The organism is Micromonospora sp. M61 (genome assembly GCF_018070245.1).
GTDB classification, from domain to species: Bacteria; Actinomycetota; Actinomycetes; order Mycobacteriales; family Micromonosporaceae; genus Micromonospora; species Micromonospora zamorensis.
In genome coordinates this window covers 1-17105 of record NZ_JAGPYA010000006.1, presented here as the reverse complement: position 1 = coordinate 17105, position 17105 = coordinate 1, and the positions used below count along the sequence as shown (strand labels likewise).

Below are 17105 nucleotides of genomic sequence, written 5' to 3'. Positions count from 1 at the left end.
GGGGGCCTCGTCGTGTCCGGACCCACCCACCCCCGGGCCGAGTTCGGCATGATGGGGGTATGACGACCGCACCCGGGCAGGTGCCCGTCGCGCAGCAGGGCCTGCGCCACCCGCTGGACCCGGATCCGGCCCGTGCCACGAAGGCGCGGGCGGTCTTCGCGCTGGGGTTGCTCGGCATGCTGACCGGGCTCTTCATCGGCGGGGTGGTGCCGGCGACGGTGGCGCTGCAACTGGCCCGGCAGGCGCGCCGTGAGGCGTACGCCTCGGGGGGTTTCCTGACCGGCGGCGCCTGGCTGCGACGGGGGGAGCGGATGGCCTGGACCGGCCTCGTGCTGGTCGCGGTCACCGTGGTGGCCGCGGTGGTGATCGGGGTGGTGCGGTTGGCCGGCGCGCCGTTCGGCCATGACTACCCGGCGAACATGGACTGAGCCGCCCGTGGCCGCGCCGGGCGCGGACGGCGGTGCCCTCGGCGGTAGCCTGGCCGGTGTCCGCCGTGCGGCGGCGGTGCCCTTTCGACAGGAGGACCTCGTGACGGAACCGGCGCGGCCCCCTGCGGACGAACCGGCCGGTCATCCGGACGCGCCGACCCCGCCCGAGCCGAGTGACTGGGCGCGACCGGACCCGAACAGCGAGCCGCACCCGCCCGCGGCCACGCCGAGCGCGCCGTCATCGCCGGCGCCGTCATCTCCCGCGCCGTCATCTCCCGCGCCGCACCCCGGCTGGGGCGCGACCACCCCGACCGGCCCCAGCCAGCCGTACCCGGTCTCCGGTGCGCCTACCCCGCCGGGTTGGGGTCCGCCGTCGTCTGGGCCTGGCGCACCTCCCGGATGGGGTCCGCCCTCGTCTGGGCCTGGCGCACCTTCCGGTTGGGGTCCGCCCTCGTCCACGCCTGGCGTGCCTGCGGGTTGGGGGCCGCCGCCACCGGGTCACGCGCCCGGTTGGGGTGGCATGACCGGGCATCCGGTGCCGCCGCCCACCGATGACCAACGCCGACCGCCGAAGCGGGTGGAGATGGTGCCCGGCACGCCGTTCGGTGTCGTGCACCTGGACGTGGCGCCGGTCACCTCCGGGTTGGCCGTCGGGGCGCTGGTGGCCGGGGTGGCCTCGGTCCTGGTCTCGCTGCTGGTGATCTGCTTCGGGGTGAGCTTCAAGGACGACGGCGGGGCCTGGGCCTCCGGAGCGTTCACCGTGCTCGGGGTGCTGGCCGGCGTGGCGGCGATCGTCACCGGTCTGCTCGGCCAGCGGCAGATCCGTCGGCCGGTGGCGCCTCCCGCGGTCCGGTTCACCGGCCGTGGGCTTGCCGTGGCCGGAATCAGCTGTGGCGTGGCGGGAGGAGTGCTCAGCCTCCTGGGCCTGGGCCTGGCACTGCTTCTCACCCTGGCCTGAGGCCCGTCACCGTCCGGTCCGCGATGCGGAGGCCCCCGCGGTGACTGCCCGGTGCCGGCCTGGGGCCGACGGGTGGCCGCGCGGGGAAGCCGGTACACTTGTGTCTGCAGGTGCCCATCGCGGGCGACGGGGCAGGACGAGATCCGGCCGGCGGATGTGAGACAGTCGCCGGGCCATTCCGTTTTGACCTGGGCGGTTGTGGTAGGTACTCTTTCCCCTTGTGCCCGGGCATGCCCGGGCAACTCGTGCGTGCGCTGTCCCCGGAGTTCGGGCGGCGGCACGACAAGCCAAAGATCCGGGGCGGGGCGACCCGCGCACCGGTGAACAAACCCGGTACGCACGCGAAAGCGTCGCAACGGGGCCGTGACGAGGGCGACACGCCCGACCGCGGGTGCCGGGGTCTCCGCAAGGTGACCCTGGTCGGAATGTAGGAGAGCCGGTCATCAGGCCGGCTAACGAGCGACGGCGCGGCCGCGAATGCGGCCGAAGGGAGCGGAGAAACCCGGTGCCCACGATCCAGCAGCTGGTCCGAAAGGGCCGCCAGGCGAAGACGACCAAGACCAAGACCCCGGCGCTGAAGGGTTCCCCTCAGCGGCGCGGCGTGTGCACCCGCGTGTACACCACCACTCCCAAGAAGCCGAACTCGGCGCTGCGCAAGGTCGCTCGCGTGAAGCTCAGCAGCCAGATCGAGGTGACCGCCTACATCCCGGGCGTCGGTCACAACCTCCAGGAGCACTCGATCGTGCTCGTGCGCGGTGGCCGGGTGAAGGACCTCCCCGGCGTGCGTTACAAGATCGTTCGCGGCTCGCTGGACACCCAGGGTGTCCGCAACCGCAAGCAGGCGCGCAGCCGTTACGGCGCGAAGAAGGAGAAGAGCTGACATGCCGCGTAAGGGACCCGCTCCGCGGCGGCCACTGGTCGCTGACCCGGTGTACAACTCGCCGCTGGTCACCCAGCTGGTGAACAAGATCCTGCTCCGCGGCAAGCGTCAGCTCGCCGAGTCGATCGTGTACGCGGCCCTCGAGGGCTGCCGCGAGAAGTCCGGCACCGACCCGGTCGTCACCCTCAAGCGGGCGATGGACAACGTCAAGCCGACCCTCGAGGTACGCAGCCGTCGTGTTGGTGGCGCCACCTACCAGGTGCCGGTCGAGGTCCGCCCGACCCGGGCGACCACGCTGGGCCTGCGCTGGCTGGTCACCTACTCCCGCGCTCGTCGCGAGAAGACCATGGTCGAGCGGCTGATGAACGAGCTGCTGGACGCGAGCAACGGCCTCGGTGCCGCCGTCAAGCGGCGCGAGGACACGCACAAGATGGCCGAGTCGAACAAGGCCTTCGCGCACTACCGCTGGTAACACCCTGGTTCCGGCGCCCTCGCGGCGCCGGAACCGCCACCAGTTGAGTCGAGACGACGATAAGTAGGGATTGAAGTGGCCGCCGCAGACGCGCTCGCCAACGTACGCAACATCGGCATCATGGCGCACATCGATGCCGGTAAGACCACGACCACCGAGCGGATCCTGTTCTACACCGGCATCACGTACAAGATCGGTGAGGTCCACGAGGGCGCTGCCGTCATGGACTGGATGGAGCAGGAGCAGGAGCGTGGCATCACCATCACCTCCGCTGCTACCAAGTGTGAGTGGAAGGGCCACACGATCCAGATCATCGACACGCCGGGCCACGTCGACTTCACGGTCGAGGTCGAGCGGTCGCTGCGGGTTCTGGATGGTGCGGTCGCGGTCTACGACGGTGTCGCCGGCGTGGAGCCGCAGACGGAGAACGTCTGGCGGCAGGCCGACAAGTACAACGTCCCGCGTATGTGCTTCGTCAACAAGCTCGACCGGACCGGCGCCGACTTCTTCCGCTGCGTGCAGATGATGATCGACCGGCTGAACGCCACCCCGCTGGTGCTCCAGATCCCGATCGGGCTCGAGGGCGACCACATCGGTGTCGTCGACCTGATCGGCATGCGCGCTCTCACCTGGCGTGGGGAGACCCAGAAGGGTGACGACTACGCGATCGAGGAGATCCCGGCCGAGCTGGCCGACTCCGCGGCCGAGTGGCGCGAGAAGCTGATGGAGACCCTGGCCGACGTCGACGACTCGGTGATGGAGAAGTACCTGGAAGGCGAGGAGGTCTCCCCCGAGGAGATCAAGGCCGCCATCCGGCGTGCCACCATCGCCGGCAAGGCCAACCCGGTGCTGTGCGGCTCGGCGTTCAAGAACAAGGGCGTCCAGCCCATGCTCGACGCCGTGGTCGACTTCCTGCCGTCGCCGCTGGACGTTCCGGCCATCGAGGGCACCGCGCCGGACGGCGAGACGCCGCTGCTCCGCAAGCCTTCCAAGTCGGAGCCGTTCTCCGGTCTGGCCTTCAAGATCCAGACGGACAAGCACCTCGGCAAGCTCACCTACGTCCGGGTCTACTCCGGTCTGCTCGAATCCGGTTCCCAGGTGGTCAACTCCACCAAGGACCGCAAGGAGCGGATCGGCAAGATCTACCAGATGCACGCCAACAAGCGCGAAGAGCGTCCGACGGCGCAGGCCGGCGACATCATCGCCGTGCAGGGTCTCAAGCAGACCACCACCGGCGACACGCTCTCCGACCCGGCGAACCCGGTGATCCTGGAGTCGATGACCTTCCCGGAGCCGGTCATCTCGGTGGCGATCGAGCCGAAGACCAAGTCCGACCAGGAGAAGCTCGGCACCGCGATCCAGCGGCTGGCCGAAGAGGACCCGACCTTCCGCGTCCGCTTGGACGAGGAGACCGGTCAGACGGTCATCTCCGGCATGGGCGAGCTGCACCTGGACATCCTGGTCGACCGGATGCGGCGTGAGTTCAACGTCGAGGCCAACGTCGGCAAGCCGCAGGTGGCGTACCGCGAGACCATCCGCCGCAAGGTGGACAAGGTCGAGTACACCCACAAGAAGCAGACCGGTGGTTCCGGCCAGTACGCCCGCGTCATCGTGAGCGTCGAGCCGCTGCCGCTGGACAACGAATCGCCGACCTACGAGTTCGCCAACGCCGTCAGCGGTGGCCGCATCCCCCGGGAGTTCATCCCGTCGGTGGACGCCGGTGCGCAGGACGCGCTTCAGTACGGCATCCTGGCGGGCTTCCCGCTGGTGGGTGTGAAGCTGACGCTGCTCGACGGCCAGTACCACGAGGTCGACTCGTCGGAAATGGCATTCAAGATCGCCGGCTCGATGGTGATGAAGGACGCGGCCCGCAAGGCCGATCCCGCGCTGCTCGAGCCGATGATGGCCGTTGAAGTCACCACTCCTGAGGAGAACATGGGTGACGTCATCGGTGACCTCAACTCCCGCCGCGGCATCATCCAGGCGATGGAGGAGCGCAGCGGCGCCCGCATCGTCCGGGCTCTGGTGCCGTTGTCGGAGATGTTCGGCTACGTCGGCGACCTGCGGTCGAAGACCCAGGGCCGGGCTAGCTACAGCATGCAGTTCGACTCCTACGCCGAGGTTCCGCAGAGCGTCGCGAAGGAGATCATCGCCAAGGCAACGGGCGAGTAACGCCCTGAGCAGGTGATTCGTGGTTGGTCGCGGGAGGTTTCACCCGCCCGCGGCCACCACGATCGGATCGCGTGAGACCGGGCCTGTAGGCTTCATCGCCGCAGAACCCACAATGGCTTCCCGGCCTTCTGGCCGGAAAGGCTGTCGACAGAGTCCTAAGCGCCGACCGGCGCGCCGGGCGTACGAACCAAGAAGTCCACAGGAGGACACCAGTGGCGAAGGCTAAGTTCGAGCGGACTAAGCCGCACGTCAACATCGGCACCATTGGTCACATCGACCACGGTAAGACGACGCTGACGGCGGCCATCACCAAGGTCCTGCACGACCAGTACCCGGACCTGAACCCCTACACGCCGTTCGACGAGATCGACAAGGCGCCGGAGGAGAAGGCCCGCGGCATCACGATCTCGATCGCGCACGTCGAGTACCAGACCGAGTCGCGGCACTACGCGCACGTCGACTGCCCTGGGCACGCCGACTACATCAAGAACATGATCACCGGTGCCGCGCAGATGGACGGCGCGATCCTGGTGGTCGCGGCGACCGACGGCCCGATGCCGCAGACCCGCGAGCACGTGCTGCTGGCCCGTCAGGTTGGTGTGCCGTACATCGTCGTGGCGCTCAACAAGAGCGACATGGTCGATGACGAGGAGCTCCTGGAGCTCGTCGAGCTCGAGGTCCGTGAGCTGCTCTCGTCGCAGGAGTACCCGGGCGACGACCTGCCGGTGGTTCGGGTTTCGGCGCTGAAGGCCCTCGAGGGTGACCCCGAGTGGACCGGCAAGCTGCTGGACCTGATGACCGCGGTCGACACCTCGATCCCGCAGCCGGAGCGCGAGGTCGACATGCCGTTCCTGATGCCGGTTGAGGACGTCTTCACGATCACCGGTCGTGGCACCGTCGTCACCGGTCGCGTGGAGCGCGGCGTTCTCCTGCCGAACGAGGATGTTGAGCTCGTCGGTATCAAGGAGAAGAGCTTCAAGACCAAGGTCACCGCGATCGAGATGTTCCGGAAGACCCTGGACGACGCCCGCGCAGGCGAGAACGTCGGCCTGCTGCTGCGTGGCACCAAGCGCGACGAGGTCGAGCGCGGCATGGTCGTCGTGAAGCCGGGCTCGAACACCCCGCACACGGAGTTCGAGGCGACGGTCTACATCCTCTCCAAGGAGGAGGGCGGCCGGCACACCCCGTTCTTCCAGAACTACCGCCCGCAGTTCTACTTCCGGACCACGGACGTCACCGGTGTCGTCACCCTTCCCGAGGGCACCGAGATGGTCATGCCGGGCGACAACACCACCATGTCGGTGAAGCTGATCCAGCCCATCGCCATGGAGGAGAACCTCAAGTTCGCGATCCGCGAGGGTGGCCGCACCGTCGGCGCCGGGTTCGTCACCAAGATCATCAAGTGAACTAGGTAACCCCGATTAGACCCGCCGCCGGTCGTGCGGCATACTAGTCAGGTTGCGTAACGACAGTTCGTCGCCTGTGTTCGGCTTTCGCTGAACCTCCGGGTGGCGAGGCAGTCGAGCGTGGGGTGGTTGGCGGCCCAGTCGCCAACCACCCTCGCACGGCGTTCAGGTCGCGGTAATGCGATCGGCGCCTTGACCCACCGCGCGGTCAGCACCGCTCCGGAACCACGGGGCGGAGCCCGATCCGAGGGCGCGACACGCCCGACCGCGGGGGTCGGCGAAGTGGGCCTGTACCAGCCGGTACAGGCGCCCGCAACACAGCGGCATCGAGAGAAGGAACAGAAGCCACCATGGCGGGACAGAAGATCCGCATCCGGCTCAAGGCCTATGACCACGAGGTCGTCGACTCCTCGGCTCGGAAGATCGTCGAGACGGTGACGCGCACCGGGGCGCAGGTCGCGGGCCCGGTGCCGCTGCCCACGGAGATCAACCGTTTCTGCGTTATCCGCTCGCCGCACAAGTACAAGGACTCGCGCGAGCACTTCGAGATGCGCACGCACAAGCGGCTGATCGACATCATCGACCCGACCCCGAAGACGGTCGACTCGCTCATGCGCCTCGACCTGCCGGCTGGCGTCGACATCGAGATCAAGCTGTAGGGACCGGACAAATGGACAGGCAAGTCAAGGGGATCCTGGGCGCCAAGCTCGGCATGACCCAGGTCTGGGACAACAACCGTGTTGTTCCCGTGACCGTGGTCGAGGCCGGCCCGTGCGTCATCAGCCAGGTTCGTAGCGCCGAGAAGGACGGTTACTCAGCGGTCCAGCTGGCGTACGGCATCATCGACCCGCGCAAGGTCAAGAAGCCGATCAGCGGCCACTACGCCAAGGCGGACGTGGCGCCGCGCCGGCACATCGTCGAGCTGCGCACCACGGACGCTGGGGAATACTCGCTCGGCCAGGAAGTCACGGTCGAGGAGTTCCCGGCCGGCGTCACCATCGACGTCACCGGCAAGACCAAGGGCAAGGGCTACGCCGGCCCGATGAAGCGGCACGGCTTCCACGGTCTGGGTGCCGGTCACGGTGTCGAGCGCAAGCACCGCTCGCCCGGCTCCATCGGCGCCTGCGCCACTCCGGGTCGTGTCTTCAAGGGCACCCGGATGGCCGGCCGGATGGGTGGCGTGCGGTACACCGTGCAGAACCTCACCGTCCAGGCGGTCGACACCGAGAACAACCTGCTGCTCGTCCGGGGTGCCATTCCTGGTCCCAAGGGCGCGCTGGTTCTGGTCCGGACCGCGGCCAAGAGCAAGGTGAAGAAGGGCGGTGCGGCCAAGTGACCACCGTTGACGTGCGCACCGTCGAAGGCACCACCAGCAGCTCGGTCGAGTTGCCGGCGGACATCTTCGACGTGCAGGCCAACGTCGCGCTGATGCACCAGGTCGTGGTGGCCCAGCTCGCGGCGGCCCGACAGGGCACGCACAAGACCAAGACCCGCGGCGAGGTCGCCGGTGGCGGCAAGAAGCCGTACAAGCAGAAGGGCACCGGTCGCGCCCGCCAGGGCTCGATCCGCGCGCCGCAGTTCGCCGGCGGTGGCGTCGTGCACGGTCCCGTGCCGCGCGACTACAGCCAGCGGACCCCGAAGAAGATGAAGGCCGCCGCTCTGCGGGGTGCCCTCTCCGACCGGGCACGCGCCGGGCAGGTGCACGTCGTCGAGGCGTTCGTCTCGGGCGAGAAGCCGTCGACCAAGGCGGCCCTGGCCACGCTGACCAAGCTCACCGAGGCCCGTCGGGTCCTGGTCGTGCTGAGCAGCACCGACGAACTGAACTGGGTGTCGCTGCGCAACGAGCCGCGGGTGCACCTGATCGAGTCCGGCCAGCTGAACACGTACGACGTGCTGGTGGCCGACGACGTGGTCTTCACCAAGGACGCCCTGGACGAGTTCCTGGGCGTGCCCGCCGAGACCACCGAGGAGGGTGGCAAGTGAGCACCATCGCCGACCCGCGCGACATCATCGTCGCGCCGGTCGTCTCGGAGAAGAGCTACAGCGAGCTGAACCGGAACTGGTACACCTTCCTGGTGCACCCGGACGCGAACAAGACCGAGATCAAGATCGCTATCCAGCAGATCTTCAACGTCCGCGTCCTGACGGTCAACACGCTCAACCGCCAGGGTAAGCGCAAGCGCACCAAGACCGGCTTCGGTCAGCGCAAGGCGACCAAGCGGGCGATCGTGAAGCTGGCTGACGGTGACCGCATCGAGGCCTTCGGCGGCCCGGTCAGCTGAGGGGTGTAGACAATGGCTATCCGTAAGTACAAGCCGACGACGCCGGGCCGACGTGGCTCCAGCGTCGCTGACTTCGCCGAGATCACCCGGTCCACGCCGGAGAAGTCGCTGCTGGCTCCGTTGCCGAAGAAGGGCGGGCGTAACGCCCACGGCCGGATCACCACGCGGCACCACGGCGGCGGTCACAAGCGTCAGTACCGTCTGATCGACTTCAAGCGGGTCGACAAGGACGGCGTGCCGGCGAAGGTCGCTCACATCGAGTACGACCCGAACCGCACGGCGCGCATTGCGCTGCTGCACTACGCCGACGGCGAGAAGCGGTACATCATCGCGCCGAAGGACATGAAGCAGGGCGACCGCGTCGAGTCCGGTCCGGGCGCCGACATCAAGCCCGGCAACAACCTGCCGCTGCGCAACATCCCGGTCGGCACCACGATCCACAACGTGGAGCTGCGTCCGGGTGGCGGGGCCAAGCTGGCTCGTTCCGCCGGCGTCGGCATCCAGCTGCTCGGCCGCGAGGGCGCGTACGCGACCCTGCGTATGCCGTCCGGCGAGATCCGGCGGGTGGACGTGCGCTGCCGCGCGAGCGTCGGCGAGATCGGCAACGCCGACCAGTCGAACATCAACTGGGGCAAGGCCGGCCGGATGCGGTGGAAGGGCAAGCGCCCGACCGTCCGTGGTGTCGCCATGAACCCGGTCGACCACCCGCACGGTGGTGGTGAGGGTAAGACCTCCGGTGGTCGCCACCCGGTCAACCCGCAGGGTAAGCCCGAGGGCCGCACCCGCCGTAAGGGCCAGCCGAGTGACCGGCTGATCGTCCGCCGCCGCTACGCCACGCGTAAGCGCGGCTGAGGGAGATAAGACATGCCTCGCAGCCTGAAGAAGGGCCCGTTCGTCGACGACCACCTGCTCAAGAAGGTGGAAGTACAGAACGACAAGGGTTCCAAGAACGTGATCAAGACCTGGTCGCGGCGCTCGACGATCATCCCCGAGATGCTGGGGCACACGATCGCCGTGCACGACGGACGTAAGCACGTCCCGGTGTTCGTGACCGAGGCGATGGTCGGGCACAAGCTCGGCGAGTTCGCGCTGACCCGCACGTTCAAGGGTCACGAGAAGGACGACCGGAAGAGCCGTCGGCGCTGACGCCGCGGGCATACGGATAGAGGGAACAAGGGGTTACAGCGATGCCAGGAAAGGGCGACGCTCCGGTGCTTCCGGGCGCGCGGGCGGTTGCGCGGCACGTGCGCATCTCGCCGATGAAGGCGCGCCGGGTGGTCAACCTCGTCCGCGGCCTGCCCGCGAAGGAGGCGCTAACGGTGCTGCAGTTCGCGCCGCAGGCTGCGAGCGAGCAGGTGTACAAGGTGCTCGCTAGCGCGATCGCCAACGCGGAGAACAACGAGCGGCTGGACCCTGACGCGCTGCTCGTCAGCGAGGCCTTCGTTGACGAGGGCCCGACGATGAAGCGGTTCCAGCCGCGGGCGCAGGGTCGGGCGTACCGAATCCGCAAGCGCACCTGCCACATCACTGTGGCGGTCGAAGCGGTCGCGCCGGCAGCGCCGAGGAAGGCCGCGGCGAAGAAGGCCGCCCCGGCCACGGAGGCCGCACCGGCCGAAGCGCAGAGCAAGACGGAGGACGCCGAGTAATGGGTCAGAAGGTTCACCCCACTGGGTTCCGGCTCGGCATCTCGACCGACTGGAAGTCCCGCTGGTTCGCGGACAAGCTCTACAAGGACTACATCGGCGAGGATGTCAAGATCCGCCGCATGATGTCCAAGGGCCTCGAGCGTGCCGGGATTTCCAAGGTCGACATCGAGCGCACCCGCGACCGGGTTCGCGTCGACATCCACACCGCCCGGCCGGGCATTGTCATCGGCCGTAAGGGTGCGGAGGCCGACCGGATCCGCGGCGAGCTGGAGAAGCTCACCGGCAAGCAGGTTCAGCTGAACATCATCGAGGTGAAGAACCCCGAGTCGGACGCCCAGCTGGTTGCGCAGGGCGTGGCCGAGCAGCTGTCCAGCCGGGTCAGCTTCCGTCGGGCGATGCGCAAGGCCATGCAGTCGGCGATGAAGAACCCGGTCTGCAAGGGCATTCGGGTTCAGGTCTCGGGTCGCCTGGGCGGCGCCGAGATGAGCCGGACCGAGTTCTACCGTGAGGGCCGGGTTCCGCTGCACACGCTGCGGGCCAACATCGAGTACGGCTTCTTCGAGGCCCGTACGACGTTCGGCCGGATCGGTGTCAAGGTCTGGATCTACAAGGGCGACGCCGTTCCGGGCCGGGAGGCTCCGGCCGAGGCCGGTCCGTCCCGCCCGCGTCGTGGTGAGCGTGGCGACCGTCCCGAGCGTCCGCGCCGTGGTCGGTCGGGTTCGTCCGGCACCACGGCTGGTGGCACCGAGGCCGGCCGGGCTGCTGCGACCACCATCGCGCAGCAGGCCGAGACGCCGAGTGGCGAGCCGGTCGACAGCGCAGCTGTCGCCGCAACGGCTACCGCTCCGGCCGCGACTCAGCCGGCAGAAACGCAGCAGGAGGGCTGACAGATGCTGATGCCGCGCAAGCCCCCGAAGGGCTTCCGCAAGCCGCACCACCCGGACCGCAGTGGCGCGTCCAAGGGTGGTAACCGGGTGGTCTTCGGCGAGTTCGGGATCCAGGCTCTCGAGCCGGCGTACGTGACGAACCGGCAGATCGAGTCGGCACGTATCGCGATGACTCGCCACATCAAGCGTGGTGGCAAGGTCTGGATCACGATCTTCCCGGACCAGGCCCTCACCAAGAAGCCTGCCGAGACCCGGATGGGTTCCGGTAAGGGTTCGCCCGAGTGGTGGGTCGCCAACGTCAAGCCGGGGCGGGTTCTCTTCGAGATGTCCTTCCCCAACGAGCAGATCGCGCGAGAGGCCATGCGTCGCGCGATCCACAAGCTCCCGATGAAGTGCCGCATTGTTACGCGCGAAGTGGGTGAATCCTGATGGCAGCGGGCGTTAAGGCGACCGAGCTGCGTGAGCTCTCCGAAGAGGAGCTGGTCACGAAGCTGCGGGAGGCCAAGGCGGAGCTGTTCAACCTCCGCGTGCAGGCCGCAACCGGGCAGCTGGACAACAACCGGCGGCTGCAGGTCATCCGTCGGGAGATTGCCCGGATCTACACGATCATGCGTGAGCGTGAGCTGGGGCTCTCGGCCGCGCCGACTGAGGTGACTGCATCATGACCGAAGAGACCGCCACCGCCGCCGCGCGGTCGCGCCGCAAGGTCCGCGAGGGCCTGGTGATCAGCGACAAGATGGACAAGACCGTCGTGGTCGAGGTCGAGGACCGGGTTCGGCACGCGCTGTACGGCAAGATCATGCGCCGTACGGCCAAGCTGAAGGTGCACGACGAGCAGAACGCCGCTGGCACCGGCGACCGGGTTCTCATCATGGAGACCCGGCCGCTGAGCGCCACCAAGCGTTGGCGGATCGTGGAGATCCTGGAAAAGGCCAAGTAGCGAAGGCTCGAGCCCGGCGTTGCGTCGGGCGTAGGTTCCGCCAGGCTCCGGCCGGCCGCTACGGCGGCCGGAGAACCGGCAGACATAGGAGATAGACGTGATTCAGCAGGAGTCGCGACTGCGCGTCGCCGACAACACGGGTGCTCGGGAGATCCTGTGCATCCGGGTTCTCGGTGGCTCGGGTCGGCGCTACGCGAGCATCGGCGACGTCATTGTGGCCACGGTCAAGGACGCGATCCCGGGTGCCGGTGTGAAGAAGGGCGATGTCGTCAAGGCAGTCGTCGTTCGCACCGCCAAGGAGAGGCGTCGGCCGGACGGCTCGTACATCCGCTTCGACGAGAACGCCGCCGTCATCATCAAGGACGGCGGGGACCCGCGTGGTACCCGCATCTTCGGCCCGGTGGGCCGGGAGCTGCGGGACAAGCGGTTCATGAAGATTATCTCCCTCGCGCCGGAGGTGTTGTGACCGTGAAGGTCAAGAAGGGCGACACGGTCGTCATCATCGCCGGCAAGGACAAGGGTGCCAAGGGCAAGGTCATCGCGGCCTACCCGCGGCAGGACAAGGTCCTGGTCGAGGGCGTGAACCGGGTCAAGAAGCACACCCGTATCAGCACCACCCAGCGTGGCGCCAAGACCGGCGGCATCGTCACTCAGGAGGCCCCGATCCACGTCTCGAACGTGCAGGTCCTGGACTCCGACGGCAAGCCGACCCGCGTCGGTTACCGGTTCGACGACAACGGCCAGAAGGTCCGCATCGCGCGTAGCACCGGTAAGGACCTGTGATGACCACGGCTACCGAAAAGACCCTGCCGCGCCTCAAGGAGCGGTACCGCAACGAGATCGTGGCCCAGCTGCGTGAGCAGCACAGTTACGGCAACCCCATGCAGGTGCCGCGGCTGGTCAAGGTCGTCGTCAACATGGGTGTCGGCGAGGCTGCTCGCGACGCCAAGCTGATCGACGGCGCGGTCCGTGACCTCGCCACGATCACCGGCCAGAAGCCGCAGGTGCGGCGGGCGACCAAGTCCATCGCGCAGTTCAAGCTCCGCGAGGGCATGCCGATCGGCGCGAAGGTCACCCTTCGTGGCGACCGGATGTGGGAGTTCCTGGACCGGCTGCTCTCCATCGCGCTGCCGCGTATCCGCGACTTCCGCGGCCTGGACGGGCGCAAGCTGGACGGGCACGGCAACTACACGTTCGGTCTGACCGAGCAGTCGGTGTTCCACGAGATCGACCAGGACCGGATCGATCGCCAGCGGGGCATGGACATCACGGTGGTCACGACCGCCACGACCGACGACGAGGGCCGGGCGCTGCTCAAGCTCCTGGGCTTCCCGTTCAAGGAGAACTGAGATGGCCAAGAAGGCGCTGATCATCAAGGCGGCCGCGAAGCCGAAGTTCTCGGTTCGCGCGTACACCCGCTGCCAGCGGTGCGGGCGTCCGAAGGCGGTCTACCGCAAGTTCGGGCTCTGCCGGGTCTGCATCCGGGAGATGGCTCACCGCGGTGAGCTGCCGGGCGTGTCCAAGGCTTCCTGGTAAGGGCGACCGCGTCCCGGCCGTCGGCCGGGAACTCCTGCACCGATTAGGTATTGCTCTTCGCCGTAGGCCCGGGGCTGATGCCCGGGGAACCCCGGCGAGAAAGGCTGACGAAATCCATGACGATGACCGACCCGATCGCAGACATGCTCACGCGTCTGCGTAACGCCAACCAGGCGTACCACGATCAGGTGAAGATGCCCTACTCCAAGATCAAGGCGAACATCGCCGAGGTCTTGAAGGCCGAGGGTTACATCGCTGCCTGGTCGGTCGAGGAGCCCGAAGAGGGCGCCGTCGGCAAGCGACTGGTCGTCGAGCTGAAGTACGGCCAGAGCCGCGAGCGGAGCCTGGCCGGCATCAAGCGCGTGTCCAAGCCCGGTCTCCGGGTGTACGCCAAGTCGGACGGGCTCCCGCGGGTGCTCGGTGGGCTGGGCGTGGCGATCATTTCGACGTCCCAGGGGCTGCTGACCGACCGGCAGGCCCGCAAGCGGAGTGTTGGCGGGGAAGTCCTCGCCTTCGTCTGGTAACGGGAGACTGGTAGAAATGTCGCGAATTGGACGTAAGTCGATCCCGGTGCCAGCCGGCGTCGACATCACGATCGACGGGCAGACCGTCAAGGTCAAGGGCCCCAAGGGCCAGCTTGAGCACACCCTCGCCGAGCCGATCACGGTCGAGCGGGCCGAGGATGGGCAGCTGAGCGTCAACCGGCCGAACGACGAGCGCAAGGCCAAGGAACTCCACGGCCTGAGCCGTACGCTGGTCGCCAACATGATCGTCGGTGTCACCGAGGGCTACCGCAAGAGCCTGGAGATCGCCGGCACCGGTTACCGGGTCACCGCCAAGGGTTCGGACCTCGAGTTCGCGCTCGGGTTCTCGCACCCGGTGGTCGTCCCCGCCCCGGCGGGCATCACCTTCACGGTGGAGCGGCCGACCCTGTTCCACGTGGCTGGCATCGACAAGCAGCAGGTCGGTGAGGTCGCCGCCAACATCCGGAAGATCCGCCCGCCGGAGCCCTACAAGGGCAAGGGCGTGAAGTACCAGGGCGAGGTCATCCGCCGCAAGGCTGGAAAGGCAGGTAAGAAGTGAGCGCCACGCTGCTCAAGCGCCGCCGCGGCGTTGCCGCCAAGCGCGCCGTCGGGCGTGCGCGTCGGCACTTCCGCGTCCGCAAGAACGTCAGTGGTACGGCCGAGCGTCCGCGCCTGGTCGTCACCCGCTCGCTGCGGCACATGGTCGCCCAGGTTGTCGACGACACCAAGGGTCACACCCTGGCGTCGGCGTCGAGCCTGGACGCCTCGCTGCGTGGTACGGAGGGCGACAAGAGCGCCCTGGCCGGCAAGGTGGGCGCGCTGCTCGCCGAGCGGGCCAAGGCCGCCGGCGTCTCCAAGGTCGTCTTCGACCGCGGTGGCAACCGGTACGCGGGGCGAGTCGCCGCGCTTGCCGACGCCGCCCGCGAAGCCGGGCTCGAGTTCTAACAACCCCGTCACGAGAGATAAGGAAGGCTGCTGATGCCAGGTCAACAGCGCCGTGGCGGCGGGTCCGGTGGCAACGAGGGTGGTCGCCGCGACAACCGCCGTGAGGGCGGCCGCGGAAACGCGCCCGTCGAGAAGACCCCGCACCTTGAGCGGGTCGTCGCGATCAACCGCGTCGCCAAGGTCGTGAAGGGTGGTCGTCGCTTCAGCTTCACCGCCCTGGTGATCGTGGGCGACGGCGACGGCACGGTCGGCGTGGGCTACGGAAAGGCCAAGGAGGTGCCCGCGGCCATCGCCAAGGGTGTCGAGGAGGCCAAGAAGCACTTCTTCAAGGTTCCGCGGATCGGCCAGTCGATCCCGCACCCGATCACGGGTGAGGACGCCGCTGGCGTCGTGCTGCTCAAGCCGGCCTCGGCCGGTACGGGTGTCATCGCCGGTGGTCCGGTGCGCGCCGTGCTGGAGTGCGCCGGGATCCACGACGTGCTCTCGAAGAGCCTCGGCTCGTCGAACCCGATCAACATCGTGCACGCCACCGTGGCGGCCCTGAAGGGGCTTGAGTCCCCCGAGCAGGTCGCGGCGCGTCGTGGTCTGCCGGTGGAGGACGTCGCGCCGGCAGCCATGCTGGCGTCGCGTGCGGGGGTGGCGCGCTGATGGCACGTCTGAAGGTCACCCAGCTCCGGTCCGGTATCGGGACCAAGCACAACCAGCGTGAGTCGCTGCGTTCGCTCGGTCTCAAGCGGATCAACGACGTGGTGGTCAAGGAGGACCGGCCCGAGATCCGCGGCATGATCTTCACTGTGAGCCACCTCGTGAAGGTCGAGGAGGTCGAGTAATGACGATCAAGGTTCACCACCTGCGCCCGGCGCCCGGTTCCAAGACCGCGAAGACCCGTGTGGGTCGCGGTGAGGGTTCCAAGGGCAAGACCGCTGGTCGCGGTACCAAGGGTTCCAAGGCCCGTAAGAACATCTCGGCGGCGTTCGAGGGTGGGCAGATGCCCATCCACATGCGCCTTCCGAAGATGAAGGGCTTCAAGAACAAGTTCAAGGTCGTCTTCCAGGTGGTCAACCTGGACCGGCTCGCTGAGCTGTTCCCGAATGGTGGTCAGGTCGGCCCGCTGGAGCTCGTCGAGTCCGGCGCGGTCCGCAAGGGTCACCCGGTCAAGGTCCTCGGCACCGGGGATCTCGGCGGTGTGGCGCTCCAGGTGTCTGCGCACGCGTTCAGTGCGTCGGCCAAGGAGAAGATCGCTGCTGCCGGTGGCTCCGTCACCGAGCTGTAAGGCGTACAACCCATGGCGCCCGTCCAGTTGTGAGCAACTGGCGGGCGCCATGGTCTGCCTGGGGCCTGAGCGCCCGGTAATATCGGAATCGATTTATGTAGTCGGGCGCATCTGCCCGGACCGGGGTGGGGCTGTTAGAGTCCCATCCCAGCCATGGATTGCGGGCGCTCGCCCGTGATCCACCCCGACCCGCCAGGGATCACCGGCGGCCCGCCTCGCGCAGGAGGAAGAAGTTGCTGTCCGCCTTTCTCAGTGCGTTCCGTACGCCTGACCTGCGCAAGAAGCTGCTGTTCACAGTAGGCATCATTGCGGTCTACCGGCTGGGCGCGACGCTCCCCAGCCCGGGCGTCTCGTACGGCAACGTGCAGAAGTGCCTCGACACCATCCAGGGGGACACCACCGGGGTGGTGAACCTGCTCAACCTCTTCTCCGGCGGAGCGCTGCTACAGCTCTCGGTCTTCGCGCTGGGCATCATGCCCTACATCACCGCGTCGATCATCCTGCAGCTGCTGACCGTCGTGATCCCGCGTCTGGAGCAGCTCCGCAAGGAGGGCCAGGCCGGTCAGGCGAAGATCACGCAGTACACGCGCTACCTGACCCTCGGCCTCGGTGTGCTCCAGGCCTCGGCCTTCGTGGCCCTGGCCCGCTCCGGGCAGCTGTTCCAGAACAAGTGCGACCAGTTCCCGATCATCCCCACCGGCACCGGCATCCCGGACTGGCTGACCCTGACCATCCTGGTGATGACGATGACCGCCG

28 protein-coding genes are annotated in these 17105 nt (G+C 67.9%); all 28 read left to right on the top strand.

From position 1 onward, the window contains the following. Window positions 1–59 precede the first annotated feature (59 nt). On the top strand, window positions 60–428 hold the full coding sequence (locus KBX34_RS05230; RefSeq protein ID WP_088950241.1) for a hypothetical protein: 369 nt from the start codon (window positions 60–62) through the stop codon (window positions 426–428). A gap of 577 nt (window positions 429–1005) precedes the next feature. Continuing rightward, window positions 1006–1386 (top strand): hypothetical protein, encoded by a 381-nt coding sequence (locus KBX34_RS05225; protein WP_088952026.1) that lies wholly within the window; start codon window positions 1006–1008, stop codon window positions 1384–1386. A gap of 505 nt (window positions 1387–1891) precedes the next feature. Then, entirely contained in the window at window positions 1892–2266 is a 375-nt protein-coding gene (rpsL, locus tag KBX34_RS05220; protein WP_007465318.1) for a 30S ribosomal protein S12, read from the top strand. A gap of 1 nt (window position 2267) precedes the next feature. Then, window positions 2268–2738 carry a 30S ribosomal protein S7 gene (rpsG, locus tag KBX34_RS05215; RefSeq protein WP_007465317.1) on the top strand — a complete coding sequence of 157 codons (471 nt, stop codon included), beginning with the start codon at window positions 2268–2270 and terminating at the stop codon, window positions 2736–2738. A gap of 75 nt (window positions 2739–2813) precedes the next feature. After that, the gene (fusA, locus tag KBX34_RS05210) at window positions 2814–4910 is read left to right on the top strand and encodes an elongation factor G (protein WP_088950240.1); all 2097 of its coding nucleotides are present in this window, start codon (window positions 2814–2816) and stop codon (window positions 4908–4910) included. Window positions 4911–5122: 212 nt separating this feature from the next. After that, window positions 5123–6316, top strand: a complete 1194-nt coding sequence (gene tuf / locus KBX34_RS05205) for an elongation factor Tu (RefSeq protein WP_088950239.1) — start codon at window positions 5123–5125, stop codon at window positions 6314–6316. A 350-nt stretch (window positions 6317–6666) separates the two neighbouring features. After that, window positions 6667–6975 carry a 30S ribosomal protein S10 gene (rpsJ, locus tag KBX34_RS05200; RefSeq protein WP_007073037.1) on the top strand — a complete coding sequence of 103 codons (309 nt, stop codon included), beginning with the start codon at window positions 6667–6669 and terminating at the stop codon, window positions 6973–6975. Window positions 6976–6986: 11 nt separating this feature from the next. Continuing rightward, entirely contained in the window at window positions 6987–7652 is a 666-nt protein-coding gene (gene rplC / locus KBX34_RS05195; RefSeq protein ID WP_099848680.1) for a 50S ribosomal protein L3, read from the top strand. Beyond that, on the top strand, window positions 7649–8299 hold the full coding sequence (gene rplD, locus KBX34_RS05190; RefSeq protein WP_099848678.1) for a 50S ribosomal protein L4: 651 nt from the start codon (window positions 7649–7651) through the stop codon (window positions 8297–8299). The genes rplC and rplD overlap by 4 nt, the downstream gene beginning before the upstream one ends. Beyond that, window positions 8296–8598, top strand: coding sequence for a 50S ribosomal protein L23 (gene rplW, locus KBX34_RS05185; protein WP_007465304.1), 303 nt, complete (start codon window positions 8296–8298; stop codon window positions 8596–8598). Before rplD ends, rplW begins: the two co-directional genes overlap by 4 nt. A 12-nt stretch (window positions 8599–8610) precedes the next feature. Beyond that, complete coding sequence (rplB, locus tag KBX34_RS05180; protein WP_088950237.1) at window positions 8611–9450, top strand: 50S ribosomal protein L2; 840 nt, start codon at window positions 8611–8613, stop codon at window positions 9448–9450. Window positions 9451–9462: 12 nt separating this feature from the next. After that, the gene (gene rpsS, locus KBX34_RS05175) at window positions 9463–9744 is read left to right on the top strand and encodes a 30S ribosomal protein S19 (protein ID WP_007465299.1); all 282 of its coding nucleotides are present in this window, start codon (window positions 9463–9465) and stop codon (window positions 9742–9744) included. A 41-nt stretch (window positions 9745–9785) separates the two neighbouring features. Beyond that, window positions 9786–10244 carry a 50S ribosomal protein L22 gene (gene rplV / locus KBX34_RS05170; RefSeq protein ID WP_007465297.1) on the top strand — a complete coding sequence of 153 codons (459 nt, stop codon included), beginning with the start codon at window positions 9786–9788 and terminating at the stop codon, window positions 10242–10244. Continuing rightward, entirely contained in the window at window positions 10244–11131 is an 888-nt protein-coding gene (gene rpsC, locus KBX34_RS05165) for a 30S ribosomal protein S3 (protein WP_088950236.1), read from the top strand. The genes rplV and rpsC overlap by 1 nt, the downstream gene beginning before the upstream one ends. A gap of 3 nt (window positions 11132–11134) precedes the next feature. Then, window positions 11135–11560, top strand: a complete 426-nt coding sequence (gene rplP, locus KBX34_RS05160; RefSeq protein ID WP_007465292.1) for a 50S ribosomal protein L16 — start codon at window positions 11135–11137, stop codon at window positions 11558–11560. Beyond that, window positions 11560–11796 carry a 50S ribosomal protein L29 gene (gene rpmC / locus KBX34_RS05155; protein ID WP_007465283.1) on the top strand — a complete coding sequence of 79 codons (237 nt, stop codon included), beginning with the start codon at window positions 11560–11562 and terminating at the stop codon, window positions 11794–11796. Before rplP ends, rpmC begins: the two co-directional genes overlap by 1 nt. Beyond that, window positions 11793–12071 carry a 30S ribosomal protein S17 gene (gene rpsQ, locus KBX34_RS05150; RefSeq protein WP_030489590.1) on the top strand — a complete coding sequence of 93 codons (279 nt, stop codon included), beginning with the start codon at window positions 11793–11795 and terminating at the stop codon, window positions 12069–12071. Before rpmC ends, rpsQ begins: the two co-directional genes overlap by 4 nt. Window positions 12072–12168: 97 nt before the next feature. Next, complete coding sequence (gene rplN / locus KBX34_RS05145; RefSeq protein WP_007465279.1) at window positions 12169–12537, top strand: 50S ribosomal protein L14; 369 nt, start codon at window positions 12169–12171, stop codon at window positions 12535–12537. Next, window positions 12534–12854: a 50S ribosomal protein L24 gene (rplX, locus tag KBX34_RS05140; protein ID WP_030489591.1), complete on the top strand. Its 321-nt coding sequence runs from the start codon at window positions 12534–12536 to the stop codon at window positions 12852–12854. The genes rplN and rplX overlap by 4 nt, the downstream gene beginning before the upstream one ends. Continuing rightward, window positions 12854–13420: a 50S ribosomal protein L5 gene (gene rplE, locus KBX34_RS05135; protein ID WP_088950235.1), complete on the top strand. Its 567-nt coding sequence runs from the start codon at window positions 12854–12856 to the stop codon at window positions 13418–13420. Before rplX ends, rplE begins: the two co-directional genes overlap by 1 nt. Window position 13421: 1 nt before the next feature. Then, complete coding sequence (locus KBX34_RS05130) at window positions 13422–13607, top strand: type Z 30S ribosomal protein S14 (protein ID WP_007465272.1); 186 nt, start codon at window positions 13422–13424, stop codon at window positions 13605–13607. 116 nt (window positions 13608–13723) lie between these two features. Then, entirely contained in the window at window positions 13724–14131 is a 408-nt protein-coding gene (rpsH, locus tag KBX34_RS05125) for a 30S ribosomal protein S8 (RefSeq protein WP_088950234.1), read from the top strand. A 16-nt stretch (window positions 14132–14147) separates the two neighbouring features. Next, a complete protein-coding gene (rplF, locus tag KBX34_RS05120; protein WP_088950233.1) occupies window positions 14148–14690 on the top strand; it encodes a 50S ribosomal protein L6 in 543 nt (180 codons plus the stop codon). After that, window positions 14687–15076: a 50S ribosomal protein L18 gene (gene rplR / locus KBX34_RS05115; RefSeq protein WP_088950232.1), complete on the top strand. Its 390-nt coding sequence runs from the start codon at window positions 14687–14689 to the stop codon at window positions 15074–15076. Before rplF ends, rplR begins: the two co-directional genes overlap by 4 nt. Before the next feature lie 33 nt (window positions 15077–15109). Next, window positions 15110–15724, top strand: coding sequence for a 30S ribosomal protein S5 (gene rpsE / locus KBX34_RS05110; RefSeq protein WP_088950231.1), 615 nt, complete (start codon window positions 15110–15112; stop codon window positions 15722–15724). After that, window positions 15724–15906, top strand: a complete 183-nt coding sequence (rpmD, locus tag KBX34_RS05105; RefSeq protein ID WP_007465262.1) for a 50S ribosomal protein L30 — start codon at window positions 15724–15726, stop codon at window positions 15904–15906. The genes rpsE and rpmD overlap by 1 nt, the downstream gene beginning before the upstream one ends. Beyond that, entirely contained in the window at window positions 15906–16349 is a 444-nt protein-coding gene (rplO, locus tag KBX34_RS05100) for a 50S ribosomal protein L15 (protein WP_030329906.1), read from the top strand. The genes rpmD and rplO overlap by 1 nt, the downstream gene beginning before the upstream one ends. A gap of 233 nt (window positions 16350–16582) precedes the next feature. Beyond that, on the top strand, window positions 16583–17105 hold a 523-nt coding region (locus KBX34_RS05095), incomplete at its 3' end, for a preprotein translocase subunit SecY (protein ID WP_374223655.1).

Coding starts and splice junctions, on each gene's coding strand:
- rplV (WP_007465297.1), top strand. CDS start 9,786: ATGCCAGGAAAGGGCGACGCTCCGGTGCTTCCGGGCGCGCGGGCGGTT.
- rpsS (WP_007465299.1), top strand. CDS start 9,463: ATGCCTCGCAGCCTGAAGAAGGGCCCGTTCGTCGACGACCACCTGCTC.
- rplO (WP_030329906.1), top strand. CDS start 15,906: ATGACGATCAAGGTTCACCACCTGCGCCCGGCGCCCGGTTCCAAGACC.
- rplB (WP_088950237.1), top strand. CDS start 8,611: ATGGCTATCCGTAAGTACAAGCCGACGACGCCGGGCCGACGTGGCTCC.
- rpsC (WP_088950236.1), top strand. CDS start 10,244: ATGGGTCAGAAGGTTCACCCCACTGGGTTCCGGCTCGGCATCTCGACC.
- rplP (WP_007465292.1), top strand. CDS start 11,135: ATGCTGATGCCGCGCAAGCCCCCGAAGGGCTTCCGCAAGCCGCACCAC.
- rpsE (WP_088950231.1), top strand. CDS start 15,110: ATGCCAGGTCAACAGCGCCGTGGCGGCGGGTCCGGTGGCAACGAGGGT.
- rplE (WP_088950235.1), top strand. CDS start 12,854: ATGACCACGGCTACCGAAAAGACCCTGCCGCGCCTCAAGGAGCGGTAC.
- rpsG (WP_007465317.1), top strand. CDS start 2,268: ATGCCGCGTAAGGGACCCGCTCCGCGGCGGCCACTGGTCGCTGACCCG.
- rplC (WP_099848680.1), top strand. CDS start 6,987: ATGGACAGGCAAGTCAAGGGGATCCTGGGCGCCAAGCTCGGCATGACC.
- rplF (WP_088950233.1), top strand. CDS start 14,148: ATGTCGCGAATTGGACGTAAGTCGATCCCGGTGCCAGCCGGCGTCGAC.
- rpmD (WP_007465262.1), top strand. CDS start 15,724: ATGGCACGTCTGAAGGTCACCCAGCTCCGGTCCGGTATCGGGACCAAG.
- rpsJ (WP_007073037.1), top strand. CDS start 6,667: ATGGCGGGACAGAAGATCCGCATCCGGCTCAAGGCCTATGACCACGAG.
- KBX34_RS05130 (WP_007465272.1), top strand. CDS start 13,422: ATGGCCAAGAAGGCGCTGATCATCAAGGCGGCCGCGAAGCCGAAGTTC.
- rpsH (WP_088950234.1), top strand. CDS start 13,724: ATGACGATGACCGACCCGATCGCAGACATGCTCACGCGTCTGCGTAAC.
- rpsQ (WP_030489590.1), top strand. CDS start 11,793: ATGACCGAAGAGACCGCCACCGCCGCCGCGCGGTCGCGCCGCAAGGTC.
- KBX34_RS05230 (WP_088950241.1), top strand. CDS start 60: ATGACGACCGCACCCGGGCAGGTGCCCGTCGCGCAGCAGGGCCTGCGC.
- rpmC (WP_007465283.1), top strand. CDS start 11,560: ATGGCAGCGGGCGTTAAGGCGACCGAGCTGCGTGAGCTCTCCGAAGAG.